The following is a 21,181-nucleotide window of genomic DNA, read 5'->3' as shown; positions in this document are numbered from 1 at the left end:
CACCTTCAGAATACTATAGCGTTTCATCCAAATCTAGGGGTCTCAACTTTTCTTCGATTTCTTTGCGCTTCGGCTCTAAAAATGGCGGCAGGGCTAATGTTTGGCCCATCGTTTCAAGCGGTTCATCGGTCGCAAATCCAGGTGTGTCCGTTGATAATTCAAATAAAATGCCGTTTGGTTCTCTGAAATAAAGTGCTTTGAAATAGTATCGTTCTACTTTACCCGAATTCGGCAGACTGTTTTCATTTAATCGAGCTGCCCACTTATTGTATTCTTCTTCATTTGGAACACGGAAGGCAACGTGATGAACACCACCGCGCCCTAAGCGAACTTTCGGCAAATCGGGTCTCGTTTCAATATGAACTTCGGCTCCGCTTCCGCCTTCACCTGTTGCATAAACCAAAATATCTCTATGATCTCCTGCAAGAGATGGATAAGAACCCGCGTAGCGAAATCCCATAATATTTGTCAGTACGTCAACAGTTGGTTCTGGCGTAACCACCGTTAGCGTGACCGGTCCTAAGCCGATAATCGCATGTTCTAACGGAATGTCTTCGCACTTCCACGGCACGCCTGCTCTTACCCCTTTTTCACCATTGTCCGCGACAAGAAGCAAACGTGTACCTTCATAATCTTTAAATGCTAACGTATCACGATTAGCTCGTTTAGCTATTTCTTCATATTCCACTCCGTACTGCTCAAAGCGCTCTTTCCAAAAGTGTAAAGAATCCGTACTTTTAACGCGAAGCGAAACAGTCGAAATGTCAGATGCACCTTGATGCGTTCTTGCAAGTCCCGGAATATCAAAAAACGTTACTTCCGTTCCTGGCGTCCCTTCTCCATCTGCATAAAATAAGTGGTAAGACTGAGTGTTATCTTGATTCACCGTTTTTTTTACTAATCGCATGCCTAAAACTTTGGTGAAAAACTGATAGTTTTTCTCAGCTTTCCCCGTCAAAATAGATACATGATGCAACCCTAACAATTCCATCTGCTCCGCCTCTTTTCATAATATATAAATTTTTTAACTTCCACTAAAATTATCTTTAATTTAATTATCTTTAATTAAAGATAATTTTAAAGGATATACAGCCTGTTTGTCAATAACAAGAAAATGTTGTGAACATAAAAAAGAAACTAAACACATAGTTAGTTTCTCTTTATCTTCCCTTTAACAAACTGCTGATCTTTTCCAACAGCGGTTACTTCTTAAGCACGCGCTGCACATTTTGCTTCATCAGCTCCGCAATTTTTGTTTCATTTTCACGAGACGTCTGCTCTAATTTTTCTATGACTAACTGCTGTCTTTCGACTGAATGATTTTGACTTATCTTTTGTTTGCCTTCCATTTTGCTGATGTCGATTTTAAACCCAATGATTCCTTTGCTTAAACCATTCATATAAGCAGGATCAACGTCATCTAGTGTATATGTACTGCTCGGGCTTTCATATTTCTCCACCATCTTCCTCAGCAGCCCAAGCAGTTCTGTTGGTTCTTCAATCACTTTCATGGTGCCATACACGTGAACAGCTTCATAATTCCATGTTGGTACAGCTTGATTCGTTTCATACCAAGACGGTGAAATATAACAGTGAGGCCCTTGAAAAACAACCAAAATTTCTTGATTTTCAGCATCTTTCCACTGCAGATTCGGACGAGCAAAATGTCCGTATAAAGCTTTTTCTTTCCGGTTTAACATCAGGGGCAAATGAGTAGCATAAGGCTTTTCATTATGATACGAAAACAAAGTGGCAAATCCATTGTCTTCAATAAATTCATACATTATTTGTTCCTCTTTCACTTTAAAATACTTTGGAATATACATCAGCGCTTCCCCTTTATCTCTTATTTAGTAAAAGATATAATACTATACGTGTTTGCAACAGCGTCAGTTATGAACTTTTTATGGAGGTCAGCAAACATTTTACCATCTATGAATGGATTTTTTAAGAAGCTTATGCTACACTGCTACGATGTAAACCGCTGTTTTTTATATGTATTTATTTAGCACATGATGCAATTAGATACATGTTTGTTAAATAAAGCTTCAGAAACTCAAAAAAAGAAGAGCTTGTTTAAAACAGCTCCTTTCTCACGTTTATCTATACAATTGAGGATTTTTCTCTCGTTTGATAGGTCCGCCTTTGGCAATATGCCACTCAATGACGCGGTCGGTCAAACGATCGTATAAGTCATCTTCTAAATACGGATCTTCTGCCGAAGTGAGCAAGGTGTGAACATCGGCTTTTATTTCGGCTAACATAGCTGTGCTGAATACGTCCGGATCATTCAATACGTCTAGTATATATAACACCAGCATCTCAAATCCGCCGTCCCAATTGGCATTTCCGTTGCCTTGAGCTTCACAGCGAAGCTTTTCAATGGCCCGGATGACTTCTCCTTCTACGATATCCGACTGGCCATTTCTCGGAACATAGTTTAACCATAGCTCTTTTGCTTCGTCAAAATATTTCATTCTGCACTCCTTTTTTTACTATTTTAGTGATACCTTTTATACGTAAAAACCGCGCTAAAAGTTTCATAGAAATGGAAAAAAAGCAGTCGCTGTAACTGTTTTTTTAATGATGAGCTGATAAACGGCAACTCCAAGTAGCCAAATCGATGAGAGCATCAAGACAATCCCGAATACATATAACCATTTACGCACAAATCGTTCAAACGGGACGTTAAAGTATTCCTTTAGCTATCCAATACATCGGGATAAGAAGCCCTTTAATCCGAATCCGCTTTATTGACTCATCGGATAATGATCGAGATAAAGAAAGAATAATTAAACCTTTACACTTAATGTGTCAAAAGTATAATTTCTCCTCAGAAAGTTACAAACATCTTAGTAGGAAAAGGTATCCAAACCTTAAGAAAAGGGCATTTTAAAAATAAAAGAACTTTTCTTACTGAAAAAGGGTGGATCACATTGACAACCAATCAAAAGGAATATCTTGAAAAAATAAACGACATACAGGAAAAGTTAGCTAAAACGTGGACAGAATATTGGCATCACTACTCCACTCCAGGCTCTTGGCAGTTCTGGGTTATCGTAGGTGCCTTTATTTTACCTTTAGTTATTCTTTATTTTTTAATCGATCGAAAAAAAGCTTTTCACTTAGGGTTTTATGGATTTAACGTGCACGTTTGGTTTCACTATAGTGATACCGCTGGCGTTTATAACGGGCTGTGGACGTACCCTTATCAAATGAATACCGTTATACCCGTAAGCTTTAGCCTAGATGCTTCGTTTATTCCGGTCTCTTTTATGCTTCTTTATCAATGGACAATTAACTATCATAAAAGTTACTATTTATACGCAACGGGCCTTTGTCTTTTTCTCGCTTTTATTTTTAAACCGCTGTTAGAAATGATGGGCTTTTTTCAATTACATGAATGGGTCACTTACGGCCATTTATTCGTGTTCTATCTCGGTGTGATGCTGCTGTCAAAATGGATTACCAACCTTTTTCTTTATTTTGAAAAACAGAATTGAATACGTTGAATGCATGTAAAAAAACGTAAGCTTCTTTAAAAAGACCTTACGTTTTTTGTAGTGGCTTTATTTGCTCGCTGTCTGCTTCCTCAAAAGATAACACGCTTTTTTCATCTCGCAGTATCTCTTTTGCAAGCAGCCCATTTTGCTTGTGTAGATTTAGAACATGCTGCATCTAGCAATAATAAAACTTCTGTTAGCAGCAAACTAAGCCCTGCTTAAATTAGCGTTATATAAGTCCATTAAACTGCTTAAATCATCCAACAACGGGCAGTGGCCTACGCCTTTCATAATTTTTAACGTCGCGTTTTCCCCTATGCCTTTCGCGATTTCAGATGCATCTCTTGTGGAAACCATCTTATCTTCATCGCCTTGAATAACTATAGTAGGAATCATAATTTTTCCCACCTCTCCTGTCCCTTCCACAACACCATTAAAATCGTTTGAAATATTAAATCTCATGAGTGCGTAATTGATATCAATTAAATTTCGCTGCTTGATCGTTCCTTCTAAATATTTTTCAAATTGATCAGCAGACGGCTTATTTTTTGTATATAAAAATTGACGCAGCATCATTTTTAAAAACCATGTGTTTTTTGTTTCTTTTGCGTTTTCTACCATTCTAAATGCTTCTTTTACTTCTTCTTTGGTTTGTATAAAGTTGTTAGGAATAGGCAGTTCTAGGAACGTTCTTCTTGGAATGGGGTAGCCTTTAATGTTGACGGAGCTTAAGAGAATTAAATTTTTGGCATCATTCGGATGATCAATCACATATTGCATAGCAACTGCTCCTCCTAATGACCATCCGCTTATTGTAAAAGCAGACAACTTTAAAGCATCCGCAAACAGTTTGACATCACCTGATAAGTCTTTGATTGTGTGGATAGGTGTATGATAAGTGGAGTCTCCAAATCCTCTTAAATCGATCGCATAAGCTGTGATATGTTCTGGAAGTTCATTCATTAACACATCCCAGTTAAGGGAAGAATTCATGTTTCCGTGAATTAACAAAAGTACCTCTTTTCCGCCTTTTTTCATTCGGTAATTTACTGTTTCTCCATTCGGTAATTCTACTTTTGCTTGTTCTAAAGCAGATACGGTCATCGCTATTTTCCTCTTTTCTTATATAATTAGAACGATCGGTAGCATTTATTTTTTAATACCCTATTTATCAAGATTTAAGCAGTTAGAAAGAAGTTGTGCAAAAGCCAACATAATGCTATGTTATTCTACTTGCTAAAAAAGACAGCCAAATATGCGATTCGGCTGCCTTTTTATAATGAAGAAATATACGAATGAGCAACAAGGCCATTACTTTTTCGGTGCGTCTAATGCTTGATAGGCAAGCTGATATTTCCCGCCTTCAGCCACTTCTGCATGGTACAGAGCTTTAAGAGCAAAGTTTTTTTCAAGGCTGTGCTCTTTCATCAGTCCATTCAGCTTACCTTGCAGTTCCTGATTGTCTTTAATGAGCTGTTTCATCTGTGATTTTAAATATTTCATGGTGTTTTCCGCTCCTTTCACTTGATGAATATCTATCAAGTATATCACTTAAGAATAGGATAATGGTAAAACGACTTTCAATTAAGCGATTAAATCTGTACAGCTCTGTTCTTTAAGCGTCCTACAAGCGGAACGACGATGATACCAGCGATAACAACTTGCATCACATTCCCCGGTATAGAGCCAAGCGGAACGATCCAGTTACCGTAAAGAATCACCTCGGCAAAATAGTAGCCCACGATTTTTACAATCAGCGCAGCAACAACTGCCAGTGTGTTCACAAGTGCTCTTTTACCAGGTGCTTTTTCAGATATAAGACCTGCTAAAAAGCCCATTGCCCCTACGATAATAAACGTAAACGGCGCCCATGCTGTCCAGCCGGAGATGAGGTCGAATAACCCCATTCCAAAAGCCCCGGCGATGGCTCCTGTCTTCTTGCCGTAAATAAAGGCTGCTATAAAAAGAGGAACGTTGCCTAAATGGATGAGGCCTCCGTTACCCATGATTGGAAGCTTGATGTTGATAAACATTGTCGCTACAAACGTCAGTGCGATAAAAAGTGCATGCATAGATAAAGCTTTAATTTTGGTTGATTCTCTGGGTGAGTATGTTGAATTCATCTGTTGACCTCTTTCTTTTTTTACTACTATCATACTCCTAATTACACACTTAATAAATACGTAAAACTATTTATTTAGTAAGGTATATCATTCTAGCAGCACACAGGGATCCGCCAACTTCAAAAATTGTCCTATCTGTTCTTAAAAAAATAAAGCTGCTTCTGCTTCCTTTAGCAGACTGCGGCGCCTAATTTTTGTTATGGTAAAGAGTCTGTTCGGGCATAATATGAGCAAATCGTTCTTTTTCAAGAGTTGACGAAGGCTGATAAATATGAGAAATTATATGTTTGTAGAAATGAATGGAATAACCTAGAATTCCAGCGAAACCTGTTACTATAATTGTACTGATATTGACCAAGTTCGTTCAGATTGTGGCAGTCATGATTTTTACATACAGCAAGCAAGTTATAGGAGGAGCAAGAATGGATAATAACGATATTTTAATTAGATTACGATATGCCTTGGATTTAAAAAACACAGAAATGGTAGAGATCTTTAATCTTGGCGGAGTAGACGTAACAAAAGAAGACGTATTAAAGATCCTTACGAGAACACCGGACGAAGAGGACGAGGATGCAATTCATGCGGACGAACACATCTCGTGCAGTAACAATATGTTAGATTCTTTTTTAAACGGTTTTATTACCTTTAAAAGAGGAGAACAAGACCCTAAACCAGGGCAAGCACCTCCAGCGCCGGTTCAAAGCAATCAAAATATGTATAACGTCTTATTAAAGAAAGTAAAAATTGCTTTGTCCCTAACCAGTGAAGAGATGTTAGAAGTATTCGACGACGGTGGCATACGTGTATCTAAAGCAGAATTAGGTGCTTTATTACGAAAAAAAGGCCACAAAAATTACAAACCGTGCAAAGAGAATTTTGCTCGGAAATTCCTAAGAGGCTTAACCGTACAATATAGAGGATAAAATGATACACACTTTTTCAAATCAGAGTATTCATTATGAAATACGATATAAAAACCGAAGTTCTTTTGCAATCAAAGTAGACGGATACGGAACGGTCGAAGTCCTTGCTCCTAAAGGAACCTCTACTGAACAAGTACGGATGTTATTAGAGAACAACTGGGCATTGATTCAGCAAAAAATAAACGAAATGAAAGATAGAACGCATGGACCACAGAAAAAAGTCTATGAACCCGGAGAACGCTTTTTGTATGTAGGAAAAAACTATCCGATACAGATTCATCACGATTCGACCATTACAAAGGATTCTGTAGTGTTTGAAGCGAACACGCTTCAGATTTATGTCAATCAACACGACAATGAAGCGATAAAACAAGCGCTCAAACGCTTTTACTATCAACAATGTAAAGCGCTAGTAACCAAGAGTATCTCCTCCTATCAAAAATATTTTAAAACAAAGCCGCGCTCCATTTCGATTTCCGATAGCAAAAAAGCGTGGGGCACGTGTGATTCCAAGCGTCAGCTAACCTTTAACTGGCGGCTGGCAATGGCACCGCAGCACGTCATTGATTACGTAGTCGTTCATGAAATGTGCCACATGGTTCATATGAATCACGACCGGTCGTTTTGGCGTCTTGTCGGTAAAATCATGCCCGATTATCGTGAACAAGAGAACTGGCTGGAAATGTCGAGCTGGGAAATGACAGTGTAGTGGCTACATAAAAAAGAGCAGAAGCCCCGGGGCATACTGCTCTTTTTTCACCTTTAACTATAGCGATATTTTCTTAAATCTTTTAAAATCGAAATTTCTTTTAACAATTCTTCTCCGACGTTTGTTTCTAAAACCATTTTTCTTTCTAGTTCTTTATCAACCAATCGCTTTACGGATAAGACGTCCGTTCCTTCTAATAAAATCTCTTCTTTTGAATTAAAGTGTTTGTGAGCGACTAGCTGCATGCCGTAAGAATTATATAATAATGTATATCCAGCAATCCCTGTTGTAGACTGATACGCTTTTGAAAAACCGCCGTCAATAACAATCATCTTTCCATTTGCTTTGACTGGGTTTTCTCCTTCAATTTCTTTGACTGGCGTATGACCATTAATGATATGACCATGATCCGGATTCAGCTTAAATTCTTCCAGAATGTTTCGGCAGACTTCTTCATTTTCCCGTAAATAGTAGTATGGATTCTTCTTCTCTTTATGCGTTGTTTTATCACTGATAAAATATCGTTCAAACGTCGTCATTGCGCGTTTCCCGAAAAGTGATGAATATTCTCCTGTCCATAGGTACCAGACCATATCTGTTGCCAAATCATCCGTTTCTTCAGGATGTGCAAAAGCCTCTTGTAAATAATGTTCAAACACATCAAGCAAGTTGCGTCCCGCATACGTTTTATCTTCTATCGTCATTTTTTCCATGTTTCCTTCTTCATCTAAAGGAATGCAGCCGTGTATTAATAAGTTTCCGTTGTATTTTAAATAAAGGCTGCCTTTTTTCATCAGAAACTTCATATGTCTCGCCAGCTTTTCCGAATGCTGCACAGAAAGCAGCAGTCTTTCCATTACCTGCTCTTCTTCTTCTAATAGCTGATCAGGCTGCGCCGGATTAACCGTTGCAAAGCAGCTGTTTTCTAGCTGATACGTGTTTCCGTATATCGTAATTTCATTTTTATCATAATCAATTTTTTCAAGCAACAGCCTTTCTGACATATTAAAGAAAGGTCGTCTTTTTATAATCGGACTTTCAAGCTTGAACTGAATCATCGCAATAGCCTGATGAATTTTCGTAATTTGTAGTCGCTCGTGATCGGATAGTTTATCACTTGAGCTTACCTTTGGTCTAAAAGCAGGATTATCATCATAATATTTCTCCGCCAGGTTAAGCAGCGGTCTCAGGTTAATGCCATATACGTCTTCAATAATATCTAGATTGTCGTATCTCGCGCAGATACGAATAATATTGGCAAGACACACTTTCGAACCCGCAAAAGCCCCTAGCCATAGCACATCGTGATTTCCCCACTGAATATCAACGGAGTGATAGTTAATCAGCGTATCCATAATTTTATCCGGTTCAGGTCCACGGTCATAAATATCCCCTACTACGTGCAGGTGGTCCACAACCAATCTTTGCGTCGTATAAGCAAGCCCTATAATAAGCTTATCGGCTTGTCCCAGAGAAATAATCTGCTGAACAATCTTTGTATAGTACTGTTCTTTATTTGTAAATTCATCCGTTTTATATAGCAGCTCTTCAATAATGTACACAAATTGATCCGGCAATGCTTTACGCAGTTTAGAACGCGTGTATTTAGAAGAAGCGTACGAAATGAGATTAAGCATACGATCAATGATTTCTGTATACCATTGATAGAGTTCCTTTTTGTTTCGAAACTGCGCTTTAATCAACGGTAATTTTTCTTCAGGATAATACACTAATGTCGCAAATTCATTGATTTCTTTGTCTGATAATACATTTTTAAAAAGGTCTTTGATTTTCTCTTTTACATTTCCCGAACCGTTTCGCAGCACGTGCTGAAAGGCTTGATATTCGCCGTGTAAATCACTGACAAAATGTTCGGTCCCCTTTGGCAGATGAAGAATAGCTTCAAGGTTAATAATTTCGGTTACCACTTTTTCTTCCGTATCATACTTTTGTGCAAGTAAATCTAGGTATTTTGTGTTCAAAACTATGTATCCCCTTTCAACGTTCACCATTTAGTATAATCACCGTTATAACCTTGTAAGATAAATTGTGATCATAATGTAACGCACCTCTTATTTAACTCTTTTCTCTCCACGCCTCACCCCTTTATTTTAACCTATTTTACGTATAGGTAAAATGGTATAAAGTCTATTTGTTTATAAAGATTAAACGATCTTGCCCCTTTAAAGATGACAGCTAGCTGGTAACATAAAAAAACCTGCTGATCTCAGTCAACAGGTTCGATACATATGAAAGAAGCGCACATAATTAAGAAAGTTTACTCCGACCTCTATATAATAGCAGGTTTTTTCTTCCCTAGCTGTGAGATATCTCACAGCGTTAAGACCTTGCTGGTGTTACAATAAAAATGCCCTTTCTGAGACAGGAAAAGTCATCCTTTGTATTATATAAGAATCATCATTCTGTTGAATCTCTGTTCTTTTATGTTCAGAGATTTTTTCTGTTGGATTTGTTAGATGAAGAGAAAAATCGAGGGGAAATCATCACATTAATGTCTGCTGATACCTTATCCACCCTAATTCTGACCGTTTCACTATTTCAGCATATCCGGTTTTAAAACCCGCCCCTAAGCAATTTAGCTATACAACGGGCGCCCTGTACTAAATAAATTTTACGATATAAAAAAGCAGCGGATGTAAAACATCACGCTGCTTTTCTTATCTCTACACTCCAACCTAAAAGTGAATTATTGCAGAGTGTTCGTACGAATGTAGTGATTTGTGAACTTAGTGAATATTATTCTTTCTGAAATTACCGCCTTTAACTTCCGCTACGTCATATACCGTAACAAAAGCCGTCGGGTCAATTTCATTGATGATTTCTTTCATTTTACTTTCTTCCAAACGGTTGATTACGCATGTGATTTCCTTAAATTTTTCATGAGAATAACCGCCGTAAGCTTCTTTGTATGTAGCGCTTCGACCTAAACGATCACGTATTGTCTCTACCATTAATGCAGGCTGAGAAGTGATAATCTGGAAGGTTTTCGATCCGCTTAGCCCTACCTCTACGATGTGAATAACTTTGGATGCAATAAAGTATGCAATTGCAGAAAGAATCGCGCCTTGCAGACCAAATACTAATGAAACGAAAATAAATACAAATGCATTTAAGAACAAAATAAGATCACTTGTTCCAAACGGCAATTTTCGAGAAAGCAGTACGGCCAGCATATCGATGCCATCTAAGGCCCCGCCGTTACGAAGTGCAATTCCCATTCCAAACCCGAGGATAATACCGCCAACAACGGTTACGAGTAGTGTATCTCCTTCAATAATTGCTGGAGTGTGATGCATGAGGCTAGTACCGACAGCTAATGAGACAATTCCGAGGATGGAAAATATGGCAAAGCTTTTCCCAATTTGTTGATATCCTAACCATACAAAAGGAATGTTGATAACGGCAATGAGAACCCCAAGTGGCAAGCCAAATAGGTTTGAAGCAACGATGCTAATGCCTGTTACCCCTCCATCTGAAACATGGTTTGGAATTAAGACAGTTTCTAAGCCGTAAGCTGCAATAATTCCTCCGATAATGACCATTAACGCTCGGAAAGCAATTTTTAGCCGCTTAGGCCTGTGATGTTTTTTAGGTGTGTTCATATAATTCCTCACTTTTAAATGTTTTTTACTATTTAAGTGTACCACAAACATTCTCTTTATTTGAACTAAGGAGGCTTACGTATCGCTTTTTAGCTCACATAGTGCAAACATAGATAAAAGAGAAATTCTAGCTTTACAGACTCTATCCTTGCAATAAGTCCCTATTTCTGTTAAGTTTAAGAAGAATTATTTTTGTTCGGTAAAGATTGATAAGTTACATAACTTTCGTCTATAGATTTGAGCAAGGATAGTAACACAATGTGTGCGTGTCACACTAGGAGGCAACAATTATGGAACAAGGTAAAGTAAAATGGTTTAACGCAGAAAAAGGTTTTGGATTCATCGAACGCGAAAACGGAGACGATGTATTTGTACATTTCTCAGCAATCCAAAGCGAAGGCTTCAAATCTTTAGACGAAGGTCAAGCAGTTACATTTGACGTAGAACAAGGTCAACGCGGCCCTCAAGCTTCTAACGTTCAAAAAGCGTAATCCATCATAAATATAAAAAGACAGACTCCATGGAGTCTGTCTTTTTCATTTCCTTGAAAATGTCATAATAAAGCCCTATCCACTGAGGGATAGGGCTTATTAATACAAAAATAGTAATCGGTAATACAAATGGTAAATTCAGTATAGCATAATATAGACAAAATCCAAACTATAAATCAATATTTATTCATGTTTCATTAATTCTTCTTCAAAGAAAAACGTACTTGGATATTTATCCACTGTATAAGAGTATCTTTTCATGTTTTTTACATAATGGCTTTTTAAGATGATCACTCTTTCATTAGATGCTTTTATATTTACAATTTCTCCATTGGAAAATAAGCTTATACTCATATTCCTCATCCTTTCTCGTACCAAAAATAATCAAATTTTTAACTTTATTTATCGGGAAATATAATGTGTTAATCCAGCGAAGGATAGTTATTTTTGAAACCTTCAGGCGTATATGTACTCCTAAAGCATACAGTTCTATAACCATAAGGGGTTTTTTCTATTTTTTTGGGACACGGAATTTTACATATAGGTAGCTCTGCTTTAATAGCATTCTGTCTCCACTGTCTCTACTTATTTTTTAAGTAATCTTTTTAAATTATTAAAATCCAAAGCAAAAAGACCCCTATGTGGAGTCTTTTTTAGTTTTAATTATGCTACTTTATGAACGTTAGCAGCTTGTGCTCCACGTTGGCCTTGTTCGATATCAAACGTTACTTTTTGACCTTCTTCTAATGATTTAAAGCCTTCACCTTGAATAGAGCTGAAATGTACGAATACATCGTCTCCGCCTTCGATTTCGATAAAGCCGAAGCCTTTGTCTGCATTAAACCATTTCACTGTACCTTGTTCCATAATTGTTGCCTCCTGGTGTGGAATACTCCACGCTTGTATTACTACCCTTGTCCAACCATACTATCTTAAGATAAAAAATTCTATGGAAGACATTTCTCTTCTCTCAATTTTATACCGAACAAAAATAATTAACTTAATCGTAACATACAGAATCAAAGATAGCAAATACAGGGAATGGGATAAATGATTGAATGATAAAAAGAGCCTTCTCTATGCGATACAAGGAGAAGGCTCTTTTTAAGTATTCATATTTTGCGCAGCAGTTAATGCAGCTGCTGTTTATTTACTTTATTTTTCTGTTTGCTCTGTGTGCCACCATAATGAATCTTTTGGATTTTCAACGGCTTCATTGTATTCAGATTTAGAAGCAACCGTTGGGTATGAACCTTTGAGTGATTTTCCTGCCGTGTTCGCAAACAGGAACAAGATTACGAAGAATCCAATGATACTCACAATCGTTAAATAGAACGCTGGAGCCAAGTGATTGCCCGTTGCGTGAACTAACCATGTCGCAACCAATGGCGTCGTTCCACCAAAGATAGAAACTGAAACATTAAACGTAATCGCTAATGTACGGTAGCGAATATCTGTGTAGAACATTGTTGGCAGCGTTCCTGGCATTGTTCCTTCATACGTAGCAAGTAAAACACCTAGAATAAGAATACCGATTGAAACAAATACTAAACCATTTAAGTTGATTAAATAGAACGAAAAGGCTGACAGTAAGCTCAATCCGCCTAAACCGATTAAGAAAACTTTCTTGTTTCCGATTTTGTCGCTCAGTTTTCCAAACATAAGAGCAAGCGGCACCATTAAGATCATAACTGCCGTAATTAATACTGTACCAACTGTGTTTGATAAACCAATAATTTCATTCAAATAAGAAGGCATGTACGATAATAGCATATAGTTTGTAATGTTAAAGAAAGCCACGGCTACGAAACAAACAAACACATCTTTTTTGTGATTTTTTAAAATAGAGAGGAAGCTTTCTTCTTCAACTTCGTCTTCGTTGGAAAGTTCATTTTCAAAAATAGGTGTTTCCCCTAAACTTCTTCGTAAATAAAAACCAATAAGTCCTAAAGGCAATCCTAATAAGAAGGGAATTCTCCAGCCCCATGAGGCCATTTGTTTATCCGACAGAATAAAAAATAGTAAGCTAGCTAGCAGTGAAGCAAGAATATAGCCCACAAGTGTACCGATTTCCAGTCCACTTCCAAGCACATTTCGCTTATTATCTGGAGACGATTCCGCAATATACACCATCGCACCAGCATATTCACCACCAGTTGAAAAACCTTGAATGATTCGTGCAATTAATAAAAGGATGGGTGCCCATATACCGATTTGATCATATGTAGGTAACAACCCAATGAGTAATGTGGAAAAGGCCATTAAAATAATGGTGGTGGTTAAAACGACTTTCCTTCCTAACTTGTCCCCAATTCTACCGAATATAACACCGCCTAATGGACGCATTAAAAAGGCAATCGCAAATGTGGCAAATGTGAACACTAATTTGAGCTGATCATTTTCAACTGCGCTAAAAAAGTTTTGACTAATAATTACCGCTAAATATGAATACAAGCCAAAGTCAAACCATTCCATCGCGTTTCCTACTCCTGTAGCAAAGACGCTTTTTTTAGCTTTGTCAATATCTACGACGTTAATTTTTTTCTTATTAAACTTCATTTCATCACGTCACCTCCGCGGTATACGATTATACAAGACTGAGTAGTAAAGTCAAATCTGACTTACTGTATTTCACACTTAAATGTGTTGTAACACTCTTTATTTTTAAGTAAAAAACAAAAACTATTCATGTGATATTAAATATTAAAAAAGGTTATGGCTAAAGGGATTGAAGCCAAAAAATGCTGAGAAAGGAACGCTAACAAATAAATGAATTAAAACCAAAATAAACTTTTTTTATTTCAACGTACAATTTATTGCTATTTAAAAAACGATTTTCGCCTAAAATAGGGATCGTTTTCGACGGAATTACAGTCGCTGAAATAGTAACTTGTCGTTAAAGAGAGCGCATCTGGTTTACAATGTGCTTGGTAGCAATTTCCACTCAGGTTATCTGACAATTATTGTTACAACCCCTTAGATATAAGCTTTATTTTGTAATAGATACACTGTTTCTATTACAAAAATTATGTAGCCTTAAAAATAAATATAAAGCTCGTTCTAACAAGGCAGCAATGGATGATTCGGTCCATAGAATAAAACTTTAAGAGTTGGCTGGGGGTCGCGGGATAAAAATTCAACTCCTTTCTCCGTATAATCGTTCGTGGCTTCAAGTAAGTTTTCTACTGTAAAAGCAAGCTGGTTTACAGTGCTACTTTTGGCATATTCTTCAACTTGCGTAATATGCCAGCTCCACTCCGTCACCACGCTGTTTTTCCGGATAGAAAGATACTCTCTTTCTTCTCTTAGATACCCCATAAGACGAACTTTAAACCTAAATACCCCCGTATAGTTTTGAACATAAAGATTCACACTTATTACATTTTTTTACATTCAAAAAGTTTTATCTGCGTTATCATAAAAAAATAGACCTTCGCTTAGAAGAAGATCTATTTTTTTACTTGCTTTATTTTTTAGTAAGGCTGCCATTTCGCTCTAAAACAGGTACTTCAATATCTACCGTGTTTGGATATTTAACTCCAAGCCCTGTATTTAAAGCAACAACCGTTTCGTTTTCTTTAATCCAGCCTTCTTCTCTTAAGCGGCGTGCAGCTAAGAATGTAGCAGCACCTTCAGGACAAATGAACGAACCTTCAAGCTGCGCACCCTTTTTTTGTTCTTCCACAATCTTATCTTCGTCCACCGCAATCGCGCATCCATTTGTATTGTATACGGCCTCTAAAACAAGAAAGTCTCCGATCGCCTTTGGTACGTTGATACCAAAGGCGATGGTTGAAGAATCCGGCCAAAATTCAGATTCTTGTTTTCTTTCATTCCACGCTTTTACAATAGGCGCGCAGTTTTCAGCTTGTACCGCAACTAAACGAGGAAGGTCACCTTTAATCCAGCCAAGCTCTTTTAATTCATTTAACGCTTTATAGATGCCGATTAAACCAACGCCTCCTCCTGTTGGATATAAAATCACATCAGGAAGATTCCAAGAAAACTGTTCAGCAATTTCCAGCCCCATTGTTTTTTTACCTTCAATTCGGTACGGCTCTTTAAGCGTAGAAGCGTCATAAAGACCCCAGGCTTTAATAGCTTCACCGACAATTTTACCCGCATCGCTAATGAGTCCATCTACTAAGTAAAGGTCAGCTCCAGCGACAGCACACTCATTTCGTGTAATAACAGGCGCATCTTTTGGTATCACAACGGTTGCTTTTATATCAGCGCGTGACGAATAAAGCGACCAAGCGGCTCCGGCATTGCCATTTGTAGACATCGCTAACTGTTCAACGCCCAGTTCTTTTGCTTTTGACACCCCTACAGCGGCGCCTCTAGCTTTAAATGATCCCGTTGGAATAATACCTTCATCTTTCATATATAAGTTTGGAATGTCCATTTCTTTCCCTAGCTTAGGCATTTTTATAAGCGGAGTCATCCCTTCTCCTAAGGAAACGACGTTTTTAGGATCTTCTACTGGAAGCAGCTCATGATATCTCCATAAATTTGGTTCCCTGCTTTGAACATCTTCTGGAGTCAGGTTAGCTTTTAATCTCTCTAAATCATACGCTACTAGTAAAGGTGAACCACATTCACATAATTGATGTTTTTCTTTTGGACTATATTCTTTTTTACATTTAGGACAATATAAGTGAGAAACATAACTAAACGCCATCATACACACTCCTTTAAATTCTGAAACATACTATATACACTATAATTTATATTATTTTTATCAGAATTGTAAGGTATGATTTACCCATCCTTTTATTGAATATTCAAAAAGTATAAAAACTCTATTAAATTAGGGTTTTTATACTTCTTTCTAGGTTAGTTATATTACTATTCTAGGGTTAATCTCAGTAATTTTAAATAAAAACGCGAAAAACAAACGTAATTCATACTTTAATTATAGGAATATTTTTTTAGATCTCTTACCAAATGCACTTATGTAAGAAGCAGTGACTACCCTTCGGATTTCACCACCAAAAACTTTACTATTATTCAGAACGAAATTTCTTAGCAAAACCTTTCTTCAACTATTCGGCAATGTGTCTACTTACAGAACTCTATCCAGCTTTTATACATATGTTTAACTTTGTCAAAGTATCTTTTTCATAAGATATTGACATTTTAGTAAGGTACCTTTATTATTTGATAAGGTACCTTATCTTTTTTTGAGAAAATAACATTTTTTGTGCAGATAAGGATAACGTTAATTAGCAAGGAGGTTTTTATCATGAGTGAAAGAGATAACGAATATTTATACGAACAAGATTTGATTGATCAATTTTTCAGATTCCAGAGACAGCTGGCAAGATACCAGCGACACTACTTTGTTAATCGAAGAGGTACTGGAGCACTAGGTGATCAGCACCGGGGGCAAGGACGGATATTAAAATTATTAAAATTGCAGCCTAAAACTACACAAAAAGAGCTGTCGTACTTACTGGATATGAGACCTCAGTCAATAGGTGAATTACTTAGTAAGTTAGAAAGAAAAGGTTACATTGTTCGTACGCCATCTGAGAAAGATCGGCGAGTACTTTCCGTTGAGCTAACAGAAGCGGGACTAGAAGCTATCGAGGCTACGGAGGAACAAGACAATAACTCAGGCATCTTTGATGTTCTTTCAGAAGAAGAGCAAGATACTCTTTCACATTTAATGCAAAAGTTAAATACTTATTTAGATGAAGAAATGTTAAAACAAGGTCATGATGAAAATCAAGAATTTCGACGCCATAATGACCTACGAGGATTTGGACCTCACCATAGATTTTTTGGTGGTGATCCAGAGCATGGTCCAAGAAGTTTTGGGCGCGGACCTTGGGGAGACGGTGCTGAATTTAGAACACCGAGATTTAGAAACCGAAATCCCCGAGAGACTAATAGAGATAATAACGAGAAATGATTCACATGCTGTTTAGTGATCATTTCTAATAATTTCACGAGAGGAAACGCAATATGGAAAACATCTCAAATGTTGGAGAACAAGTTTTAAATAATAAAAACAATAAAATACTAGTAATGACTGGATTAATGATTGGAATTATTTTTTCTGAGCTTGATGAAACAGTTGTAAATACAGCCATGCCAACGATTATACGTGATCTTGGCGGATTATCTATGTATGGCTGGGTTGCAGGCATCTATATGCTAGCTCTATCTGCTTTTATGCCTATACTAGGAAAATTAGCCGATTTATTTAGTCGAAAAAAAGTCTACTTCGCTTCTATGGCTTTCTTTATTGGAGGCTCCATTATATGCGGTCTTTCTCATTCAATGATTATGCTTTTAATTGGAAGAGGAATTCAAGGACTTGGCGCGGGTGGCCTCATGCCATTAGTCATGACAATTTCGAGTGATTTGTTCCCTGTTGAACAACGAGCAAAAGTTCAAGCGTTTATGGGACCAGTTATGTTTATCCCTATGCTTTTAGGCCCGCTAATGGGAGGCTTTTTTGTAGATCAAGCAAGCTGGCATTGGATTTTCTTCGTGAATATTCCAGTGGGATTAATAGCAGTCATTTTTTTAGCAAGTGGGTTAAAAGAAGTACATGAAAGAAAAAAAGTAACAATTGATTGGGCAGGAGCTATTCTTCTAGTAGCTGCAATCATTTCGTTATTAATTACGCCTGTTTTAGTCGAGAATGAAGGATATGCGTGGAGCTCCCCGTTCATCATTTCGCTACTATGTGTAGGCGTACTTTTAATTGGATTTTTCATTTGGGTAGAATCAAAAGTGGTTGAACCTATCGTACCGCTGCATCTATTTAAAAACCGTAATATTTTAGTATTATCACTGCTTGTTTTTACTGTAGGCTGTGGATTAATGGGATCATTCTCATCTTTCCCTTACTTTGCACAGAACGTATTAGGCCTTACCCCTACTGAATCTGGGTATTTAACCTTGCCCATGATGGTAGGTGCTGTTGCAACTTCAATCGTTTCTGGGTTTCTATTAACAAAAGTTCGGTACCGCGAATTGTTTGTGATTTCTTTCATTATGCCTGTTATCGGCTTTTATTTATTTTCTAAATTAAATATTAGTACCACTACCCTGCAGGTCATTATTTTCTTTTTTATCACCGGTCTTGGTTTAGGCGTTATGTTCGGTGGAGATAACTTAATTGTTCAAGAATCTGTAGAAAAAGAACACAAAGGAATTGCCTTGGCAACCGTTCCATTGTTTCAGTCTATTGGCGCAACTGTCGGAGTAAGTATGTTTGGGACGCTATTATCTTCCACACTTACGTCAAATCTAAGCAGTTTAGGCGATGAATTGCCTAAAAGTATGGCAAATAACATGAATAGCCTGGCAGCAGGAGGAATTCCAAACGGTCTTACTCCAGAATTATTTATAAAAATCAAAGTTTTATTTATTGAATCGTTTCAGCATATCTATACTTACGCATTTGTACTTACGATCATTGCCTTTGTTTTATGCTTCTTTCTAAAAAAAGAAGTGCTATCTTCAAAACCAGAAGAGGAATAAAAGAGATTCATACTGTAGTCAAAAGTGTATTTGCATAACAGTCGTTTCCAAAAATGAAAAAGCCAATTCGAATTTAAATCGAATTGGCTTTTTTTATTAATAGATTAAAAATTTCACTTTAGTTATTTCTGAGTCATATTACCATCAGCTGTACTCTTGATTGTTCTTTCTTTTTTAAATAGATCTATTCGTACTCTCTTTCTTAAAGACTCCTATTAACAGCGTAACGATTCCTACTAAAAAGAAAAAAGGGAACAATAACATCATTAATGCAACTCCTGCAAAACCTTCTTCCTGGCTAATGGTAAACAAAATTGAAACGGCCCATGAAAAGGACGGAGCTATGATTAATATAATCGTTGTTCCCCACACTATATATTTTCTTTTAGCTGTTTTCCCTCGGCTTAGTCCGCTTGCAAACATAAGCCCTACTACTAAAACTGTTAATGCCACTCCAATTGCCATTTCATCACCGCCTTTAGCAGCCATTTTCTCTTTTACTTTACAGCGTTTTCTTTTTTGTCTCTTGCACGGAAATAAATACGCTTGTAATAACGAGTAAGATGAAACCTTCTCCGATAATCATTAAACCTTTTATTTGAATATCTAGAGCATCAAACCCGCTTATTTTGGCAAAAGCATAAAGAAGTAAAAATGAACCGAATAACATAGTAACGAATGAAATAACAAGAGCGACTATTCTTTTGTTACATACGATACTTACAAACAGTATTAAGACAAAAATTATGCTAATGGCTATACAATTAGTAAGAATGAAAGACATACGTATCCCCTTAAATATCTTTTTATTCCATTATTCTTACTCAAACCTAAATCCAATCCCACCGTCTACAATAATGTTTTGACCCGTAACAAAAGATGCGTCATCAGAAAGGAGCCATTTTACTGCTTTTGCGGCTTCAATCGGATCACCAATTCTGCCCAGCGCGTTTAGCTTTTGATAGGATTCATTGAGCTTTGCTTTTTCCTCTGAAGATAGATTTGAAAATCTTTCTTCTAACATAGGCGTACGAAATGCACCTGGGCAAAAAGAGTTAATTCTTATATTTTGATGGCCATATTCTTGAGCAACTGATTTCGTTAAAGCAATCACACCGCTTTTCCCAGCGGCATATACGCCAGTCCCCGCTGAACATAAAATCGCGTCCATTGACGATGTATTCACAATAACACCGCTGTTTTGTTTGGTCATTACCTGCAGCTGATACTTCATACAAAGCCATACACTTTTTAACGTAACGTTTATTAAATGGTCAAAGTCTTCTTCTTTGAATTCATGGGTAGCATTAGAAGCTGCCTCCGTGTTAGCCGCATTATTAAAGCCCACGTCAATTTTTCCAAATGTAGAGTATGTTTGGCTAACAAGGTTTTTAACATCTTGACTATTCGTTACATCGGTTTTGATGAAAATAGATCGAGGAGACCACTTTCTTAATCTAGAAAGAGCTTCTTCTCCTTTTTCACTATTTCTAGAAGCGATCACAACATGCATGCCCTCTTTTGCGAGTAATTCCGCTGTTGCTAAACCAATACCCGACGTTCCACCCGTAATGATCCCTACTTTTTCTTCAAACATATAGTTCTCCCCTTTTGCGTTTAATAAGATCACAACAAATTAAATTTAGCAGCATTAGTCATAAGAGTTATTCAGCTTTGGGTAGATTAATACCTGCTTCGGAACTCTAAAAAGAGAGTGAGACCACAACTAAAGCAATTCAATCTAAAAGCGAGCAAATTGGAGAAAGGAGCTAGTATAGGTCACTTGCTACACTGCTGTTGATTTCCGTGCAAGGCTTCGCTTTTCGCGGGCCGCCGGTGAGCCTCCTCGTCACTTACGTTCCTGCGGGGTCTCACCTATTTCGCTTTTCCCGCGGGAGTCTTCACCTTGCCCCCCAATCACTAGAAGCACCTACCCACACAAACGAAACCTACGTCCATCACAACAACAAAAAATCCGAACAAGGAATGGAGATTCTTGATGGAGAATCTCCATTCCTTGTTCGGATTCACCTTCAACTGGACTACTTTTGTCACAGCCTCTTTTAATTAGCCACTAACTTGATGATGAGAAACAGATAAAGTAGATTTTCGGTTCCATAAATAGAGTACATATCCGCTAAAAAATAAAAGCAGCGTGTAATTAATAAGTAAAGAATCGTTAGCTTCAACAGGGCTTGTAAACTGGAGAAGATTATTTAAGCCGTGAAATACAATCGTCACTCCAATCGATTGACCGTTAACGATCAGCAAAGCCAGTACCAACCCAATAACAAATGCAAATAGAA

Annotated in this window: 23 protein-coding genes; 6 read left to right on the top strand and 17 right to left on the bottom strand. The window is 37.3% G+C overall.

Features of this window, described 5'->3' with window-relative positions; genetic code table 11:
* Nucleotides 1–13: 13 nt before the first annotated feature.
* The 3 genes from AC0C45_RS13415 to AC0C45_RS13405 all read right to left on the bottom strand — a co-directional run bounded on the left by AC0C45_RS13415 (nucleotide 14) and on the right by AC0C45_RS13405 (nucleotide 2,477).
* Complete coding sequence (locus AC0C45_RS13415) at nucleotides 14–991, bottom strand: ring-cleaving dioxygenase (RefSeq protein WP_016766598.1); 978 nt, start codon at nucleotides 989–991, stop codon at nucleotides 14–16.
* A 211-nt stretch (nucleotides 992–1,202) separates the two neighbouring features.
* Nucleotides 1,203–1,826 carry an FMN-binding negative transcriptional regulator gene (locus AC0C45_RS13410; RefSeq protein ID WP_472928193.1) on the bottom strand — a complete coding sequence of 208 codons (624 nt, stop codon included), beginning with the start codon at nucleotides 1,824–1,826 and terminating at the stop codon, nucleotides 1,203–1,205.
* Nucleotides 1,827–2,099: 273 nt separating this feature from the next.
* The gene (locus AC0C45_RS13405) at nucleotides 2,100–2,477 is read right to left on the bottom strand and encodes a hypothetical protein (protein WP_095379109.1); all 378 of its coding nucleotides are present in this window, start codon (nucleotides 2,475–2,477) and stop codon (nucleotides 2,100–2,102) included.
* A 459-nt stretch (nucleotides 2,478–2,936) separates the two neighbouring features.
* Between AC0C45_RS13405 and AC0C45_RS13400 the strand changes: the two genes are divergently transcribed.
* Nucleotides 2,937–3,503: a CBO0543 family protein gene (locus tag AC0C45_RS13400; protein ID WP_237892620.1), complete on the top strand. Its 567-nt coding sequence runs from the start codon at nucleotides 2,937–2,939 to the stop codon at nucleotides 3,501–3,503.
* Nucleotides 3,504–3,710: 207 nt separating this feature from the next.
* On the opposite strand, the gene phaZ is transcribed toward AC0C45_RS13400, so the two are convergent.
* The 3 genes from phaZ to AC0C45_RS13385 all read right to left on the bottom strand — a co-directional run bounded on the left by phaZ (nucleotide 3,711) and on the right by AC0C45_RS13385 (nucleotide 5,626).
* Nucleotides 3,711–4,607 carry an intracellular short-chain-length polyhydroxyalkanoate depolymerase gene (gene phaZ, locus AC0C45_RS13395; protein WP_472928192.1) on the bottom strand — a complete coding sequence of 299 codons (897 nt, stop codon included), beginning with the start codon at nucleotides 4,605–4,607 and terminating at the stop codon, nucleotides 3,711–3,713.
* Between the two features lie 207 nt (nucleotides 4,608–4,814).
* Nucleotides 4,815–5,006 (bottom strand): hypothetical protein, encoded by a 192-nt coding sequence (locus AC0C45_RS13390; RefSeq protein WP_013058089.1) that lies wholly within the window; start codon nucleotides 5,004–5,006, stop codon nucleotides 4,815–4,817.
* Nucleotides 5,007–5,095: 89 nt separating this feature from the next.
* Nucleotides 5,096–5,626 (bottom strand): ECF transporter S component, encoded by a 531-nt coding sequence (locus tag AC0C45_RS13385; RefSeq protein WP_034655059.1) that lies wholly within the window; start codon nucleotides 5,624–5,626, stop codon nucleotides 5,096–5,098.
* Between the two features lie 422 nt (nucleotides 5,627–6,048).
* On the opposite strand from AC0C45_RS13385, the gene AC0C45_RS13380 reads away from it, so the two are divergent.
* Together AC0C45_RS13380 and AC0C45_RS13375 are read left to right on the top strand one after the other, a co-directional pair.
* Nucleotides 6,049–6,552 carry a YehS family protein gene (locus AC0C45_RS13380; protein ID WP_016766592.1) on the top strand — a complete coding sequence of 168 codons (504 nt, stop codon included), beginning with the start codon at nucleotides 6,049–6,051 and terminating at the stop codon, nucleotides 6,550–6,552.
* Nucleotide 6,553: 1 nt separating this feature from the next.
* Complete coding sequence (locus AC0C45_RS13375) at nucleotides 6,554–7,261, top strand: M48 family metallopeptidase (RefSeq protein ID WP_472928191.1); 708 nt, start codon at nucleotides 6,554–6,556, stop codon at nucleotides 7,259–7,261.
* Nucleotides 7,262–7,314: 53 nt separating this feature from the next.
* On the opposite strand, the gene fbp is transcribed toward AC0C45_RS13375, so the two are convergent.
* Entirely contained in the window at nucleotides 7,315–9,243 is a 1,929-nt protein-coding gene (gene fbp, locus AC0C45_RS13370) for a fructose-1,6-bisphosphatase (protein ID WP_257061871.1), read from the bottom strand.
* 765 nt (nucleotides 9,244–10,008) lie between these two features.
* Nucleotides 10,009–10,884 (bottom strand): YitT family protein, encoded by an 876-nt coding sequence (locus AC0C45_RS13365; protein ID WP_013084111.1) that lies wholly within the window; start codon nucleotides 10,882–10,884, stop codon nucleotides 10,009–10,011.
* 290 nt (nucleotides 10,885–11,174) lie between these two features.
* On the opposite strand from AC0C45_RS13365, the gene AC0C45_RS13360 reads away from it, so the two are divergent.
* Nucleotides 11,175–11,375 (top strand): cold-shock protein, encoded by a 201-nt coding sequence (locus tag AC0C45_RS13360; RefSeq protein WP_013058096.1) that lies wholly within the window; start codon nucleotides 11,175–11,177, stop codon nucleotides 11,373–11,375.
* A gap of 183 nt (nucleotides 11,376–11,558) precedes the next feature.
* Here AC0C45_RS13360 and AC0C45_RS13355 read toward each other — a convergent pair whose 3' ends face one another.
* The 5 genes from AC0C45_RS13355 to AC0C45_RS13335 all read right to left on the bottom strand — a co-directional run bounded on the left by AC0C45_RS13355 (nucleotide 11,559) and on the right by AC0C45_RS13335 (nucleotide 16,056).
* Nucleotides 11,559–11,729: a hypothetical protein gene (locus tag AC0C45_RS13355; RefSeq protein WP_013058097.1), complete on the bottom strand. Its 171-nt coding sequence runs from the start codon at nucleotides 11,727–11,729 to the stop codon at nucleotides 11,559–11,561.
* Between the two features lie 309 nt (nucleotides 11,730–12,038).
* Nucleotides 12,039–12,242 (bottom strand): cold-shock protein, encoded by a 204-nt coding sequence (locus AC0C45_RS13350; RefSeq protein ID WP_013056405.1) that lies wholly within the window; start codon nucleotides 12,240–12,242, stop codon nucleotides 12,039–12,041.
* A gap of 288 nt (nucleotides 12,243–12,530) precedes the next feature.
* Complete coding sequence (locus tag AC0C45_RS13345) at nucleotides 12,531–13,934, bottom strand: MFS transporter (protein WP_013084113.1); 1,404 nt, start codon at nucleotides 13,932–13,934, stop codon at nucleotides 12,531–12,533.
* 501 nt (nucleotides 13,935–14,435) lie between these two features.
* On the bottom strand, nucleotides 14,436–14,693 hold the full coding sequence (locus AC0C45_RS13340) for a hypothetical protein (protein ID WP_237892621.1): 258 nt from the start codon (nucleotides 14,691–14,693) through the stop codon (nucleotides 14,436–14,438).
* 148 nt (nucleotides 14,694–14,841) lie between these two features.
* Nucleotides 14,842–16,056, bottom strand: coding sequence for a threonine synthase (locus AC0C45_RS13335; protein WP_472928413.1), 1,215 nt, complete (start codon nucleotides 16,054–16,056; stop codon nucleotides 14,842–14,844).
* Nucleotides 16,057–16,620: 564 nt separating this feature from the next.
* Here AC0C45_RS13335 and AC0C45_RS13330 point away from each other — a divergent pair.
* Both AC0C45_RS13330 and AC0C45_RS13325 read left to right on the top strand, forming a co-directional pair.
* On the top strand, nucleotides 16,621–17,292 hold the full coding sequence (locus tag AC0C45_RS13330; RefSeq protein WP_237892622.1) for a MarR family winged helix-turn-helix transcriptional regulator: 672 nt from the start codon (nucleotides 16,621–16,623) through the stop codon (nucleotides 17,290–17,292).
* Nucleotides 17,293–17,345: 53 nt separating this feature from the next.
* Nucleotides 17,346–18,875 (top strand): MDR family MFS transporter, encoded by a 1,530-nt coding sequence (locus AC0C45_RS13325; protein WP_472928190.1) that lies wholly within the window; start codon nucleotides 17,346–17,348, stop codon nucleotides 18,873–18,875.
* Between the two features lie 174 nt (nucleotides 18,876–19,049).
* Here the strand turns inward: AC0C45_RS13325 and AC0C45_RS13320 are convergent, their stop codons facing one another.
* The 4 genes from AC0C45_RS13320 to AC0C45_RS13305 all read right to left on the bottom strand — a co-directional run bounded on the left by AC0C45_RS13320 (nucleotide 19,050) and on the right by AC0C45_RS13305 (nucleotide 21,146).
* Nucleotides 19,050–19,340 carry a hypothetical protein gene (locus tag AC0C45_RS13320; RefSeq protein WP_472928189.1) on the bottom strand — a complete coding sequence of 97 codons (291 nt, stop codon included), beginning with the start codon at nucleotides 19,338–19,340 and terminating at the stop codon, nucleotides 19,050–19,052.
* Between the two features lie 37 nt (nucleotides 19,341–19,377).
* A complete protein-coding gene (locus AC0C45_RS13315) occupies nucleotides 19,378–19,659 on the bottom strand; it encodes a hypothetical protein (protein ID WP_237892624.1) in 282 nt (93 codons plus the stop codon).
* Nucleotides 19,660–19,695: 36 nt separating this feature from the next.
* Nucleotides 19,696–20,472 carry an SDR family NAD(P)-dependent oxidoreductase gene (locus AC0C45_RS13310; protein WP_047932232.1) on the bottom strand — a complete coding sequence of 259 codons (777 nt, stop codon included), beginning with the start codon at nucleotides 20,470–20,472 and terminating at the stop codon, nucleotides 19,696–19,698.
* A 470-nt stretch (nucleotides 20,473–20,942) separates the two neighbouring features.
* Nucleotides 20,943–21,146: a hypothetical protein gene (locus AC0C45_RS13305; RefSeq protein ID WP_237892626.1), complete on the bottom strand. Its 204-nt coding sequence runs from the start codon at nucleotides 21,144–21,146 to the stop codon at nucleotides 20,943–20,945.
* Nucleotides 21,147–21,181: the final 35 nt, after the last annotated feature.

The organism is Priestia sp. VA7, from assembly GCF_055710015.1.
Note: the sequence above shows the minus strand (reverse complement) of the source record. Positions and strands in the feature narration are given on the sequence as shown.